The 13,489-nt window shown below is 54.9% G+C and carries 11 protein-coding genes and 1 tRNA gene; 4 read left to right on the forward strand and 8 right to left on the reverse strand.

Annotated features, from left to right (window positions below; translation table 11 throughout):
* Positions 1–234 precede the first annotated feature (234 nt).
* A complete protein-coding gene (locus ACOTX2_RS05785) occupies positions 235–1,140 on the reverse strand; it encodes a LysR family transcriptional regulator (RefSeq protein ID WP_023299771.1) in 906 nt (301 codons plus the stop codon).
* A gap of 109 nt (positions 1,141–1,249) precedes the next feature.
* Here ACOTX2_RS05785 and ACOTX2_RS05790 point away from each other — a divergent pair, with 109 nt between their 5' ends.
* The 3 genes from ACOTX2_RS05790 to ACOTX2_RS05800 all read left to right on the forward strand — a co-directional run bounded on the left by ACOTX2_RS05790 (position 1,250) and on the right by ACOTX2_RS05800 (position 3,033).
* On the forward strand, positions 1,250–2,110 hold the full coding sequence (locus ACOTX2_RS05790; RefSeq protein ID WP_022647694.1) for a pirin family protein: 861 nt from the start codon (positions 1,250–1,252) through the stop codon (positions 2,108–2,110).
* Between the two features lie 20 nt (positions 2,111–2,130).
* Positions 2,131–2,808 (forward strand): isochorismatase family protein, encoded by a 678-nt coding sequence (locus tag ACOTX2_RS05795; protein ID WP_003858068.1) that lies wholly within the window; start codon positions 2,131–2,133, stop codon positions 2,806–2,808.
* A gap of 137 nt (positions 2,809–2,945) precedes the next feature.
* Positions 2,946–3,033, forward strand: a tRNA-Ser gene (locus ACOTX2_RS05800).
* A 214-nt stretch (positions 3,034–3,247) separates the two neighbouring features.
* On the opposite strand, the gene ACOTX2_RS05805 is transcribed toward ACOTX2_RS05800, so the two are convergent.
* From ACOTX2_RS05805 to efeU, 5 genes are all read right to left on the reverse strand, one after another.
* On the reverse strand, positions 3,248–4,753 hold the full coding sequence (locus ACOTX2_RS05805) for an alanine/glycine:cation symporter family protein (protein ID WP_022647693.1): 1,506 nt from the start codon (positions 4,751–4,753) through the stop codon (positions 3,248–3,250).
* 419 nt (positions 4,754–5,172) lie between these two features.
* Positions 5,173–5,964, reverse strand: a complete 792-nt coding sequence (gene phoH / locus ACOTX2_RS05810) for a phosphate starvation-inducible protein PhoH (RefSeq protein ID WP_017384762.1) — start codon at positions 5,962–5,964, stop codon at positions 5,173–5,175.
* A gap of 499 nt (positions 5,965–6,463) precedes the next feature.
* On the reverse strand, positions 6,464–7,747 hold the full coding sequence (gene efeB, locus ACOTX2_RS05815; protein ID WP_023305843.1) for an iron uptake transporter deferrochelatase/peroxidase subunit: 1,284 nt from the start codon (positions 7,745–7,747) through the stop codon (positions 6,464–6,466).
* A gap of 3 nt (positions 7,748–7,750) precedes the next feature.
* Positions 7,751–8,878 carry an iron uptake system protein EfeO gene (gene efeO, locus ACOTX2_RS05820; RefSeq protein WP_022647690.1) on the reverse strand — a complete coding sequence of 376 codons (1,128 nt, stop codon included), beginning with the start codon at positions 8,876–8,878 and terminating at the stop codon, positions 7,751–7,753.
* A gap of 41 nt (positions 8,879–8,919) precedes the next feature.
* Positions 8,920–9,753: an iron uptake transporter permease EfeU gene (gene efeU, locus ACOTX2_RS05825; protein WP_032624499.1), complete on the reverse strand. Its 834-nt coding sequence runs from the start codon at positions 9,751–9,753 to the stop codon at positions 8,920–8,922.
* A 251-nt stretch (positions 9,754–10,004) separates the two neighbouring features.
* Here efeU and ACOTX2_RS05830 point away from each other — a divergent pair, with 251 nt between their 5' ends.
* The gene (locus tag ACOTX2_RS05830; protein ID WP_063147641.1) at positions 10,005–11,189 is read left to right on the forward strand and encodes a NupC/NupG family nucleoside CNT transporter; all 1,185 of its coding nucleotides are present in this window, start codon (positions 10,005–10,007) and stop codon (positions 11,187–11,189) included.
* Between the two features lie 70 nt (positions 11,190–11,259).
* On the opposite strand, the gene ACOTX2_RS05835 is transcribed toward ACOTX2_RS05830, so the two are convergent.
* On the reverse strand, positions 11,260–11,679 hold the full coding sequence (locus ACOTX2_RS05835; protein WP_045307917.1) for a DUF3574 domain-containing protein: 420 nt from the start codon (positions 11,677–11,679) through the stop codon (positions 11,260–11,262).
* Positions 11,680–11,748: 69 nt separating this feature from the next.
* Positions 11,749–13,257: a sodium/proline symporter PutP gene (putP, locus tag ACOTX2_RS05840; RefSeq protein ID WP_022647686.1), complete on the reverse strand. Its 1,509-nt coding sequence runs from the start codon at positions 13,255–13,257 to the stop codon at positions 11,749–11,751.
* Positions 13,258–13,489 lie beyond the last annotated feature (232 nt).

Here is a 13,489-nt window from a genome sequence, read left to right on the forward strand (position 1 = left end):
AAGAGCTCGCATGAAAATGCGGGCTTTTTTTTCGCATGTTGCAAGACTGCGGGGGGATGAGAACCCCCGACCGGGGTTCGACAACTGGCGCAGCCAGTTGGACAGACTGAGAGCGAAGCGAACAGGCTGCCCGCAGGGCGAGCGAAGCGAGTCAATCCCCCCCTCACCCTAACCCTCTCCCCGGAGGGGAGAGGGGATAGTTAGGTGCTCGCATTCAGTTGTCCCCTGGAAACGTTACTCCTCCACCATCCGGGCATATTCTTCGGTTAGAAAATCCACCAGCGTCCTGACCGATGGCAGCAGGCCGCGCCGGGAAGGATACACCGCATGGATCACTTCCCTTCTGGGTTCCCAGGCATTCAGCACCCGAACAAGCTCACCTGAAGCCAGCTGATCCTTCACCATCAAAATGGGCAACTGTACCACGCCCACGCCCGCCATCGCTGCCTCCCGCAGCGCCAGCATATCGGTAGTCACCAGGCGCGGCGTGAAGTGAATGTCTGCTTTCGCCCCCTCCGGCCCGCTCAGCTCCCATTTATGCAGGTGTTTACCAGCGCCCATACTTAAACCCGGCCATTCGCTGAGTTCAGAAGGCATCGCCGGGTTGCCCATCCGTTCAATCAGTGTCGGCCCGGCAACCAGACAGTGTCCCCTGTCCGCCAGCACCCTTAATACCAAATCGCTGTCATCAAACGGGCGCGGACGAACGCGGATCGCCACATCCACCCCCTCCCCCACCAGATCGACCCGGCGGTTGGTGGCTTCAAGCTGGAGGTTGATCCCCGGATAGCGCGCCATAAACCTCGCCAGCATGGGCCCCACGTGAACGTGCAGTAGGGTTACGGGGCAAGTGATCCTGACCATACCGCGCGGCTCAGCCTGTAAAGCAGCCACCGCCTCCTCCGCAGCTTCAGCCTCCACCAGCATGGCTTTACAGTGCTGATAGAACGTCTGCCCCACTTCAGTCACCGCAAACTGCCGCGTGGTACGTTGTATCAACCGAACACCCAGGCGTTCTTCCAGCTGCGCAATCCGACGGCTCAGTTTCGACTTTGGCTGATCGAGCGCCCGCCCCGCCGCCGCAAAGCCGCCATGCTCCACCACCTTCACAAACCATACGAAATCATTGAGATCCTGCATACGCCCCCATTGTTCTATTTAAGGAACAGTGAATGTCATTTTTGCTATCTACCGGGATATTAACCTTGAATATAAGCTAATTACATCAACAGGACATCAGGAGTTAATCATGAAAAACGTAACAGGCGTGTATACCGCACCTCGTCCGCACTGGGTCGGTGATGGTTTTCCGGTTCGTTCGATGTTTTCTTACCAGACGCACGGCGAACCGCTGAGCCCGTTCCTGCTGCTTGACTACGCCGGACCACATACATTCCCGGCGGATGGCGCAAAACGCGGCGTGGGCGAGCATCCTCATCGCGGTTTTGAAACGGTGACCATCGTCTACTCAGGCGAAGTTGAGCACCGTGATTCCACCGGCAGAGGCGGCGTTATTGGTCCAGGCGATGTGCAGTGGATGACGGCAGGCGCAGGCATTTTGCACGAGGAGTTCCACTCCAGCGCGTTCTCGCAGAAAGGCGGTGAACTGAAAATGATGCAGCTGTGGGTCAACCTGCCCGCCAAAGACAAAATGGCGACGCCTGGCTACCAGAGCATCACTCAGGCGGATATCCCGGTGGTCACCCTGCCGGATAACAGCGGAACAATGCGCGTGATTGCTGGCCGCTTTGGAGAGGTAACCGGCCCGGCGCATACCTTCTCACCGCTTAACGTATGGGATCTCGCGCTGCACCAGGGCAGCCACCTGACGCTCAATCAGCCCGAAGGCTGGAGCACGGCGCTGGTTGTTGTTGAGGGCAGCGTGACAGTGAACGGCACCACGCCTGCGGGTGAGGCGCAGCTGGTCGTGCTGAGTCAGAGCGGCGACAAGCTGCATCTCGAAGCCAGCAGCGATGCCAAAGTGTTGCTGATGGCCGGGGAGCCACTGAATGAACCCATCGTGGGCTATGGCCCGTTTGTGATGAACAGTAAAACCGAAATCGCCGAAGCTATTCGCGATTTCAACTCCGGCCGCTTTGGCCAAATCTAAACGTAATAAAGGAGCGCATTATGTCTACCCCTGCAAACTTCAACGGTGCACGTCCCGTTATTGACGTCAATGATGCCGTTATGCTGCTTATCGATCACCAGAGCGGATTGTTCCAGACTGTTGGAGACATGCCAATGCCTGAGCTGCGCGCTCGTGCAGCAGCGCTGGCAAAGATCGCCTCGCTGGCGAAGATCCCGGTGATCACCACGGCATCGGTTCCACAGGGACCGAACGGCCCGCTTATCCCGGAGATCCACGCCAATGCGCCGCACGCACAGTATGTGGCACGCAAGGGTGAAATCAACGCCTGGGATAATCCGGAGTTCGTGGCGGCGGTGAAAGCCACCGGACGCAAAACGCTGATTATCGCGGGGACGATTACCAGCGTTTGCATGGCCTTCCCGTCCATCAGCGCGGTGGCGGACGGATATAAAGTATTTGCGGTGATTGATGCCTCCGGCACCTACAGCAAAATGGCGCAAGAGATCACCCTGGCGCGCGTGGTGCAGGCAGGCGTGGTACCGATGGACACAGCGGCAGTGGCCTCAGAGATCCAGCGCACGTGGAACCGTGAAGATGCGGGAGAATGGGCAGAGGTGTACACACACATCTTCCCTGCCTACCAGCTGCTGATCGAAAGTTACAGCAAAGCGCAGGACGTCGTGAAAAACAGCGAAGTGCTCGATTCGCAGCGTTGATCCTGCGCGGTGCGCCATAAGCTGATTAAGGCTTAACCGAACAGGCACGAATGCAGAAAATCTGCTTGACCGCTTTCGCGCAACTCCCTATAGTAGCGCCCCGTTGCCCCCCAAGCGGTCAGGCAGCAAAACAATATGGTGAGGTGTCCGAGTGGCTGAAGGAGCACGCCTGGAAAGTGTGTATACGGCAACGTATCGGGGGTTCGAATCCCCCCCTCACCGCCATATTTTAAGAAGAGCTCGCATGAAAATGCGGGCTTTTTTTTTCGCATGTTGCACGTCTGCGGGGGGATGAGAACCCCCGACCGGGGTTCGACAACTGGCGCAGCCAGTTGGACAGACTGAGAGCGAAGCGAGTCAATCCCCGCCGGTGCGGGTGATACCGCCTCACCCATAAAAAAAGCCCGCGCATAAGCACGGGCCCGTTTTAAACTATTCCTCAGTTATTCAACTTCCCCGCCGGCTGCTTTCCTTCAGGAGAAGAAACCTGCCCCGGCAATCCCCCCTCTTCATCTCTGCGCTCCCCCAGCCAGTAATCCGCATTTTTAATCCCAAGCCGAACCGGATCAAACTGTGGATCAATTCCCTGCGCATTCTGGGTTTCATAATCCTTCAGGCTGGCAAAGGCTTTTTTATGCAAGAGGACAATGGCAATAATGTTGAGCCAGGCCATCAGCCCTACCCCGATATCCCCTAATCCCCATGCCAGATCCGCGGTGCGGATTGTGCCATATACCGTGGAAGCCATCAGACATAATTTAAGCAGGAATGTCAGCCACGGACGGTGAATTTTACGGTTGATGTAGGCGATATTGGTTTCAGCGATATAGTAATAGGCAATGATGGTGGTGAAGGCAAAGAAGAATAGCGCGATGGCGACAAAGTAATTACCAAAGCCCGGCATCATACTTTCCATCGCTGTCTGCACATAGCCAGGACCGGCCGCCACGCCTGCAATACCGGTATAAAGGGCTGCGCCGTCGACGCCCTGAACATTATAAAGCCCGGTGATCAACAGCATAAACCCGGTCGCGGAGCAGACAAACAGCGTGTCGATATATACGGAGAACGCCTGAACCAGCCCTTGTTTCACCGGATGACTTACGGCTGCTGCCGAGGATGCATGTGGCCCGGTGCCCTGCGCCGCCTCGTTGGAATAGACGCCGCGTTTAACGCCCCACATGATAGCCTGGCCCAGAATAGCGCCAAATCCCGCTTCAAGGCCAAAAGCACTTTTCCAGATCAGCAGGATAACAGCAGGCAGTTTTTCAATATTGATCGCGATAATAACGCAGGCAACAATAATATAGCCGAGCGCCATAAACGGAACGACCATACTGCTAAAGCTGGCGATCCTTTTTACACCACCGAAAATAATGAAGCTTAACAGTACAGCCAGTATTGCCGCCGTAACGTTTGGGTTAAGACCGAAGGCAATATCCAGGCTGGCGGCAATTGAGTTTGCCTGTACGCCCGGAAGTAATAAACCGCAGGAGAAAATGGTCACAATAGCAAATAACCATGCGTACCACTTCACCCCCAACCCTTTTTCAATATAAAAGGCAGGTCCCCCACGATATTCGCCGTTAATTTTTTCTTTATAAACCTGACCTAAGGTGGATTCAACAAAAGCAGAGCTGGCGCCTAAAAATGCCACTACCCACATCCAGAAAAGCGCACCGGGGCCACCAAAGGTAATGGCGGTCGCCACACCGGCGATATTCCCTGTCCCTACGCGGCCCGCCAGCGTCATCGTCAACGCCTGAAACGATGATACGCCGGCATCGGTAGCCCCGCCCTGAAACATCAGGGTAATCATATGTTTTATATGACGTAATTGCAGAAAACGACTACGCAGTGAGAAATAGAGACCGACACCCAGACATAAAAATATTAACGCAGGGCTCCAGATAACACCGTTAATTGCACTAACCAGTTCGTTCATGTATGACCCTCAGCGTGATGTTCCAGAGGAAACGATCCCCTGGTGTGTTTCTTCTTAGAATTTAATTTGAACAAGTACGAAACATAGATAATTACCCAAAAGACACCAACTTAATTTTTACTGCTTAGTCATGTTCTGTGACAACATTCACGTTTAATTTTCACCTAACAATTAGCGCGATCATTATATTTACAGGTATTTTGTGGGTATTGTAAATACATATCACATTTTTGCGACCTGTCTAAAAAGCGTTCGCAGCAAATTAACAGCAATATTATTATTACCGAAAAACGGTGCGTAAATCCCGTTGAATGCTATAGGAAATAAATATGATTAAAAAAAAGCCATGCGAACAGAGGGAATAAAAGAAGCTTCCCGGCATGACGCCGGGAAGAAATGACTTAAAATGTGAAATGATCTTAGTCGGAGTACACTTCCAGCGTTCGTTGACACAGCGCTGAGCGGACGCAGTCCTCTTTTGTGAAGCGGACCACCCCTATCATCTCATCTTCCTCAAAACGTGACATAGCATCGCTCAGGCCAGACTTCACGCCCGACGGCAGGTCACACTGGGTAATATCGCCGTTGACGATAACCGTCACGTTCTCCCCGAGGCGCGTTAAAAACATCTTCATTTGCGCAGCGGTCACGTTCTGAGCCTCGTCAAGAATAACGACCGCATTTTCAAATGTACGTCCGCGCATATAGGCGAACGGCGCGATTTCCACCTTGCCAATCTCTGGTCGCAGGCAGTACTGCATAAAGGAAGCGCCCAACCGCTTCACCAGCACGTCATAGACGGGCCTGAAGTACGGGGCAAACTTCTCAGAAATATCGCCAGGCAGGAAGCCCAGATCTTCATCCGCTTGCAGTACCGGACGGGTAACGATGATCCTTTCCACGTCCTTATGAATCAGCGCCTCCGCCGCTTTGGCGGCACTGATCCAGGTTTTCCCGCATCCGGCTTCCCCGGTTGCAAAGATGAGCTGTTTACTCTCGATAGCATTCAGGTAGTGCGCCTGAGCTTCATTCCGCGCCACTATTGGCGATGCATCGCGGCTGTCCCGCGCCATGCCAATGGATTCTACGCCGCTCATCTGCACAAGCGAGGTGACCGATTCTTCTTCACGCTGTTTATGGCTACGTGAATCCCGTCTCAGCACACGTTTTGCTTCGCGACGAGCTTTGATCACTGCTTTCTGTCTTCCCATGGATAGCACCTTGAGTTGTTGGTATTCATCACACGCGCCAGCATCGGCACGATTATGCGCACGAACATCAGAGGGTTGGCTTCCTTGTAAGCCATTGCTTGCATTACCGGATGACGATACAGAACGGCTACGCGCACCGTTATGCACGTCGGTAGAAATCGTATTTAGAGGTGGAGGGGAGAATTTTGTGGTGAGGAAATCGCTGCCGGAGTCTGAGCCTCCGCGCCGGGTGCTGCGGTTGATGTGTTTACCTTGTCCAGTACAGGACGCAACCATTCGCGATCTCCATAGTGAGTCAGTATCACTGCCGGGAACTACCGCTGTCTTATCTTAAGTACATCAGGAATTATCATAAATGCAACATTTATTTTACCTAGATGCAACCTTTAAGACTGCTCCTGCAGCGGAATCAGTCTCATATATGAATATTACAGAAATATAACAACAAGATAGTCATATGGAAAAATAATGTCCCCGCGAACTGTCGCAGGGACGATTATCAGGCTTCTATCAGACCCTGAGCGAGCCAGGTCTTCGCGTCACGCGCGCCGGGCAGGGCAAAGAAATAGCCGCCGCCGATGGGCTTGATGTACTCCTCCAGCGCTTCGCCGTTGAGCCGCTTCTGCACGGTGAGGAACCCTTTCTCCAGATCGTGCTGATAGCAGACAAACAGCAGTCCCATATCAAGCTGACCGGAATTGGTCACCCCCAACGAGTAGCTGTAGCCCCTGCGCATCATCAGGCTGGACTGGGTCTCTTTGGTGCGAGGATTGGCGAGACGAATATGGCTGTCCAGCGCGATGACATCTCCGTTCGGATCGCGGGCGTAGTCGGGTTCATCGTGCTCGTGCTTCATGCCGAGCGGTGCGCCGGTTTGCTTATCGCGGCCGAAGATCGTCTGCTGCTCTTTCAGCGGCGTGCGGTCCCAGAACTCCACGTGGAACTGAATGATACGCACCGCCTGATAGCTGCCACCCACCGCCCAGGCCGGTTCGCCCTGATCCGCCGTCACCCAGACCACGTTTTTCATCAACACGGTATTGCTGCTGTCCGGGTTGGCGGTACCGTCTTTGAAGCCCAGCAGGTTGACCGGCGTCTCTTTCCCTTTACTGCGCGCGGCGTGGTCAGAGATAAAACCTTCCCGCTTCCAGCGCACGCTGAGCAGATCCGGGGTGTGCTTGATGATATCGCGCAGGGCGTGGATCACCGTATCCTGGGTATTGGCGCAGATCTGCAACAGCAGATCGCCGTGGCACAGCGCCGCGTCGAGAGAGTCATTCGGGAATCGCGTCATTTTTTGCAGCGCTTTCGGCTTCTGCTTCGCCAGACCGTAGCGATCATCAAACAGCGATTCCCCCACCGACACGGTGATGGTCAGATTATCGGGAGCGATAAACGCCCCGAGGATCCCGGAATCCATCGGCGGCAGGCGCGGATTCGGTGTTTCCGGTGCCGGACCGCCCGCCGTAAGGAAGGCAATGCGCGTGGTCAACAGCCTGAACAGACGCTCAAGGTCAGCCTTATCACTCGCCAGCGAATCGAAAGCCACCAGCATCATCGAGGCCTGCTGCGGCGTCAGGATTCCTGCCTGGTGCTCACCATAAAATGGCTGCGTTTCCATACGCGCATCCGGGGAGAGCGTGCCGGGGGCGCTTTGTGGTTTTGCCGCATGCGCCACCGGACAGCCGCCCGCCAGGGCAAACGCGCCGCCCAGCGCCCCTACCCCTTTTAACAACCGACGTCGGGAAGGTTCCGCCACGTCGTACTCATCATGCTTGTTCATCGCTTAGTCCAGACCCAGAACGCCACGCAGCAGGGAGAGATCTTCCGCCAGCGTCGTAATCGGGCCTTTCAGCGCGTTACGGTCAGCATCGGTCAGCTTGTCGTAGGTTTCGAACCCGTCTTTGGTACGGTATTTCGCCAGGATGGCGTCAACTTTCTTAAAGTTGGCATCCACTTTCGCCAGCAGTTCGCCGTTCTCTTTTTGCAGCTGGGGCCGCAGCAGATCGACAATTTTCTGTGCGCCGTCGACGTTTGCCTGGAAGTCCCACAGGTCGGTGTGGCTGTAGCGATCTTCTTCACCGCTGATTTTGCTCGCGGCCACTTCTTCAATCAGACCCGCTGCACCACCCACCACTTTCGACGGCGGGAAGGCCAGCTCGCTGATGCGTTTTTGCAGCTCCAGCACGTCGCTATTGAGCTGATCGGCGTATTTTTCCATCCCTTTGGTGGAGCTATCGCCAAACAGGGCTTTTTCCAGGCGGTGGAAGCCGGTGAATTTCGGATCGGCGGCCTTCTGCTCGTAGTCATCTTCGCGGGCGTCAATGCTGCCATCGAGGTCAGAGAACAGCTCGGCAATCGGCTCGATGCGCTCGTAGTGCTGACGTGTAGGCGCATACAGGGATTTCGCTTTTTCGATATCGCCCGCTTTCACCGCGTCGGTAAAGGCTTTGGTGCCTGCCACCAAGTCAGCCGTCTCTTTGGTGACGTAGGCTTTATAGGCGGTAATGGCGTCGCCGAGGCTCAGCAGCGCGGTGCCTTTGGCCGCGTCCGCCGTCGCTGCGCCTTTGACGATCAGCTTACCTTTCGGGTTAGTCAGCAGGCCGCAGGTCATGTCATATTCCCCCGGCTGAAGATTAGCGGTCATTTTCTGGCTGAAGCCAGGCGCGATATTTTCACGCTCTTCCACCACCATCACGCCTTTCAGTATCTCCCACTCCAGCGCCTTCTGGCTGTGGTTCTGAATAATAAACTGGGTTTTACCGCTGTTAACCGTGATGGTCATCGGCTCGCACTGTTTATCGTTGACGGTGACTTTTACCTGCGGAATATCTGCTGCCTGAGCGGCGAAGGCAGACGCGAACAGCGCTGCCACACCAACCTGTAACGCGCTACGACGGAATTGAATAGCCATGTCTCTTCCCTTTAAAGTATGTTGTAACTAAACAAAGCGCTTCACGGCGCAGTACGCGACGGCTGAGCGCTGGGGCGCGATGGCATGAAGAACAGCACCAGCGCCGGAATAAGATAGATAAAGTACATCGCCACCTCGCTGACGCTCGGCGTTTCCTGATAGCCGAAGATACCTTCAAGGAGCGTGCCGGTCAGTGAGTGGGTGGAGAGAACGTTACTAAGATCAAACGCCACGTCCTGGAAGTGGTTCCACAGGCCCGCTTCATGGAAGGCGCGGATCGCCCCTGCCGCCAGCCCCGCGGCCACCAGCAAAATAAACAGGCTGGTCCACTTGAAGAACGCGCCCAGGTTAAGACGAATGCCGCCCCAGTAGAGCAGGAAGCCAAGCACAACCGCCGTGGCCAGCCCAAGCATCGCGCCCAGCGGCGGCCAGATGCCCACGTCCTGCTGAAAAGCCGCGAGCAGGAAGAACACTGACTCCAGGCCTTCACGCGCCACGGCGAAAAAAACCATCATGATCAGCGCCCAGCCGTGTTGGTTGCCTTTTTGCAGGGCGTTATCCACCGCCTGCTCCAGCTGTACCTTCACGTTACGGGAGACCTTGCGCATCCAGAACACCATCCAGGTGAGGATCACCACCGCTATTACGGCAACAATGCCTTCAAAAAGCTCTTGCTCTTTCTGAGGAAATTCACCGGTGGTTTCGTTGATAAGAATACCCAGCCCCAGGCAAAGCGCCGCGGCCAGGAAGACGCCAACCCACATCACGCCGATCCAGCGTCCACGCTGGGTGCGCTTCAGATAACTGGCGATAAGGCTAACAATCAGGGCCGCTTCAAGGCCTTCACGTAACATAATGAGAAAAGGAACAAACATGCAGACACCTTAAATGTTTATCGCGGTCAACTGATGCAAAGAAAGGTAAATTCTTGTGATAGTGATTATCATTACGGCTACAAGAAAAACAAGCGAAATATGTGGAGTTTTGATGACCAGATGTAAACGCATTGCGGAATAATAATTGCCTGAGTAACCGTTGCGTTTATAAGGTATAACGAAAATGCCCATTTACGGTTAACCGGGGCTGTGGCTAAATGTCCGCCTCGAAAACCAACTGAAAATAAACCATGTTTAAAATTGTCCATTTCCTGCTGGCGCTGGTGATTATTCTTGCACTTGCCTGGCTGGTGAGTTTCGACCGCCGAAAAATTCGCATTCGTTTCGTTTTACAGCTGATCGTGATTGAAATCGCGCTGGCATTCTTTTTTCTGCATGCAGAAAGCGGCCTGTTCATTATTAAACATGTCTCCGGTTTCTTTGAATCACTGCTTAAATTCGCTGCCGAAGGGACGAATTTTGTCTTTGGCGGGATGGGTGAAAAAGGGCTGGCGTTCATTTTCCTTGGCGTGCTCTGCCCCATTATTTTTATCTCGGCTCTGATTGGTATTCTGCAGCACTGGCGTATTCTGCCGATCTTTATTCGGGTTATCGGGACGCTGCTGTCAAAACTGAACGGCATGGGCAAGCTGGAATCCTTTAACGCGGTGAGCTCACTGATACTCGGTCAGTCTGAAAACTTCATTGCCTACAAGGGCGTGTTGGGCGATCTCTCCTCACGCCGCCTGTTTACGATGGCTGCAACGGCGATGTCGACGGTTTCGCTGTCGATTGTCGGTGCCTATATGACCATGCTCGACGCCAGATTTGTCGTCGCGGCACTGCTCCTGAACATGTTCAGCACCTTTATTATCCTTTCGGTCATTAACCCGGCCCGCCCGGAAGCCGAACCCGATATCAAACTGGAAAAGCTGCATGAATCCCAGAGCTTCTTTGAAATGCTGGGCGAATATATTCTGGCCGGTTTTAAGGTGGCGATGATTATTCTGGCGATGCTGATTGGCTTTATCGCCCTTATTAGCGCCGTTAATGCCCTCTTCTCCAGCGTATTTGGCCTGAGCTTCCAGCAGATTCTGGGTTACGTGTTTTATCCGCTGGCGTGGCTTATTGGTATTCCGCTGAGCGATGCCTTAAGCGCGGGCAGTATTATGGCAACCAAACTGGTGGCGAATGAATTTGTGGCGATGATCGAGCTGCAAAAAATAGCCCACCAAATGTCACCGCGCGGGCTGGGCATTTTGTCAGTGTTCCTGGTGTCGTTCGCTAACTTTGCCTCCATTGGTATTGTGGCGGGGGCAATAAAAGGCCTGAACGAGCAACAGGGTAATGTGGTGTCGCGGTTTGGTTTACGCCTGGTGTACGGGGCAACGCTGGTGAGCCTGCTGTCGGCGAGCTTTGCGGGGTTGGTGCTCTGATGCAATGCCGGGTGGCGCTTCGCTTACCCGGCCTACAAAACAACAACGGCGGGAATTCCCGCCGTTCTCATTAAAACTGCACGCACACCGGCTGGTCGACCCGCATCACCGATTCCTGCGCGAAACGAGACTTATAGATCCCGCGCAACGCTTCGATGTTCTTCTCGCTCTGCGCGTCTTTACCATGGATGAGCATTAACGCTTTGCTGGGTTCACGCGCCACTTTTCCGTCGTTCCCCAGCCACTGCCCGCGGGCATCAACCACCGTTAAGCCATCGCGAAAACGCGGCGTCACGTCCTGGTCGACAAACTGCTGCCACTCGCTGCCGGTAATCTGCGCCCCTGCCGGGCGATTCAAGCCAAAATAGAGCGTAGTCTGCTGCATCTGGTTATCCGCTTTGCAGGTCTCCACCGCCGCATGCTGCGTGGGAGCGTTACACCCCGCCAGCAGCAGTAATGCTGCCATCATCAACCCTGTTTTAATCATCATTCTCATCTCGAACGGGTGAACGGTCTGTCCCCTCTCCCCTTTGGGGAGAGGGTTAGGGTGAGGGGGAAATTACTCAGCCTGGAGCTTAGACGGCGGCGCTGAGTGGTAATGCGCATCCGCTTCCGCAAAGCGCTTCTGCATAGATGCAGACGGCGCTTTACCCAGCAGGCTAAACACCACAATACCGAGGCTGCCGAAGATGAAGCCCGGGATAATTTCGTACAGGCCCAGCCACGCGAACTGTTTCCAGACGATAACGGTAACCGCACCGATAATCATCCCCGCCAGCGCGCCATTGCGGGTCATGCGTGACCACAGAACGGAGAACAGCACCACCGGACCAAATGCGGCGCCAAAGCCCGCCCACGCGTAGCTCACCAGCCCCAGCACGCGGTTTTCCGGGTTAGCCGCCAGCGCAATCGCCACCAGCGCCACCAGCAGCACCATAAAACGCCCTACCCACACCAGCTCTTTCTGGCTCGCGCCCTTACGCAGGAACGCTTTGTAGAGGTCTTCGGTGATGGCACTGGAGCACACCAGCAGCTGACAGCTCAGGGTGGACATGACTGCCGCCAGGATCGCGGAGAGCAGGATACCGGCAATCCACGGGTTGAACAGGATCTGCGCCAGCTCGATGAACACGCGCTCGGCGTTCTGGTTCACCGCGCCCGCCTGCGCCGGGTTGTTGTTGAAGTAGGCGATACCGAAGAAACCGACCGCGCATGCCCCCGCCAGACACAGGATCATCCACGTCATGCTGATGCGGCGCGCGTGAACGATGGTGTGGTGAGAATCCGCCGCCATAAAGCGCGCCAGAATGTGCGGCTGACCGAAGTAGCCCAGGCCCCAGCCCATCAGGGAGACGATGGCCACGAAGTTCAGCCCTTTCAGCATATCGACGTTTTCGATGCTCTTCTGCTTGATCACTTCCAGCGATTCACCAAAGCCGCCGACGGTAAAGATCACAATTATCGGGGTCAGGATCAGGGCGAAAATCATCAGACTCGCCTGCACGGTATCGGTCCAGCTTACCGCCAGGAATCCGCCCACGAAGGTATAGAGGATGGTCGCGGCCGCACCGGCCCACAGCGCCGTTTCATAGCTCATGCCGAAGGTGCTTTCGAACAGGCGCGCGCCCGCCACAATGCCGGAGGCACAGTAGATGGTGAAGAACAGCAGGATCACCACCGCAGAGATAATACGCAATATGCGGCTGTTATCTTCAAAGCGTCCGGTGAAGTAATCCGGCAGCGTCAGGGCGTTGTTGTTGGCTTCGGTATGCACACGCAGACGGCCTGCTACCAGCTTCCAGTTAATCCACGCGCCAACGGTCAGGCCGATGGCGATCCAGCTTTCGGAGATACCGGAGATGAAAATCGCGCCCGGCAGCCCCATCAGCAGCCAGCCGCTCATGTCGGATGCGCCCGCTGAGAGTGCGGTGACCATCGGGCCCAAGCTGCGCCCGCCGAGGATGTAGTCGTCAAAGTTTTTAGTGGAACGCCATGCCAAAAACCCTATCAGGATCATGCCAAAAATATAAACGAGAAATGTCACCAGCATCGGTGTGCTAATAGCCATTCAAATTCTCCAAAATGTCGAGCGACAGCCGTCCGGGCTGCCTTGTTATGTCATCACCGGAACGTAGTGATGTGTGTATGTGTTTCCGTTGGGCGCGCTATCCTGCCGTATACGCATCCCACTGACAAACGATTTAACACTGCATTTACATGAATTTCATCCCTGGTTTTATACGTCTTTCCTATAGGTTGCACTCGCTCACGCTTTTACGGGTTGCACCTTTAAAAAGTGT

The sequence above is a fragment of the Enterobacter cloacae complex sp. IR5412 genome, assembly GCF_049237385.1.
Classification (GTDB): domain Bacteria; phylum Pseudomonadota; class Gammaproteobacteria; order Enterobacterales; family Enterobacteriaceae; genus Enterobacter; species Enterobacter intestinihominis.

Coding starts and splice junctions, on each gene's coding strand:
- ACOTX2_RS05830 (WP_063147641.1), top strand. CDS start 10,005: ATGTTTAAAATTGTCCATTTCCTGCTGGCGCTGGTGATTATTCTTGCA.
- ACOTX2_RS05795 (WP_003858068.1), top strand. CDS start 2,131: ATGTCTACCCCTGCAAACTTCAACGGTGCACGTCCCGTTATTGACGTC.
- phoH (WP_017384762.1), bottom strand. CDS start 5,964: ATGGGAAGACAGAAAGCAGTGATCAAAGCTCGTCGCGAAGCAAAACGT.
- efeB (WP_023305843.1), bottom strand. CDS start 7,747: ATGAACAAGCATGATGAGTACGACGTGGCGGAACCTTCCCGACGTCGG.
- ACOTX2_RS05790 (WP_022647694.1), top strand. CDS start 1,250: ATGAAAAACGTAACAGGCGTGTATACCGCACCTCGTCCGCACTGGGTC.
- putP (WP_022647686.1), bottom strand. CDS start 13,257: ATGGCTATTAGCACACCGATGCTGGTGACATTTCTCGTTTATATTTTT.
- ACOTX2_RS05835 (WP_045307917.1), bottom strand. CDS start 11,679: ATGATGATTAAAACAGGGTTGATGATGGCAGCATTACTGCTGCTGGCG.
- efeO (WP_022647690.1), bottom strand. CDS start 8,878: ATGGCTATTCAATTCCGTCGTAGCGCGTTACAGGTTGGTGTGGCAGCG.
- efeU (WP_032624499.1), bottom strand. CDS start 9,753: ATGTTTGTTCCTTTTCTCATTATGTTACGTGAAGGCCTTGAAGCGGCC.
- ACOTX2_RS05805 (WP_022647693.1), bottom strand. CDS start 4,753: ATGAACGAACTGGTTAGTGCAATTAACGGTGTTATCTGGAGCCCTGCG.
- ACOTX2_RS05785 (WP_023299771.1), bottom strand. CDS start 1,140: ATGCAGGATCTCAATGATTTCGTATGGTTTGTGAAGGTGGTGGAGCAT.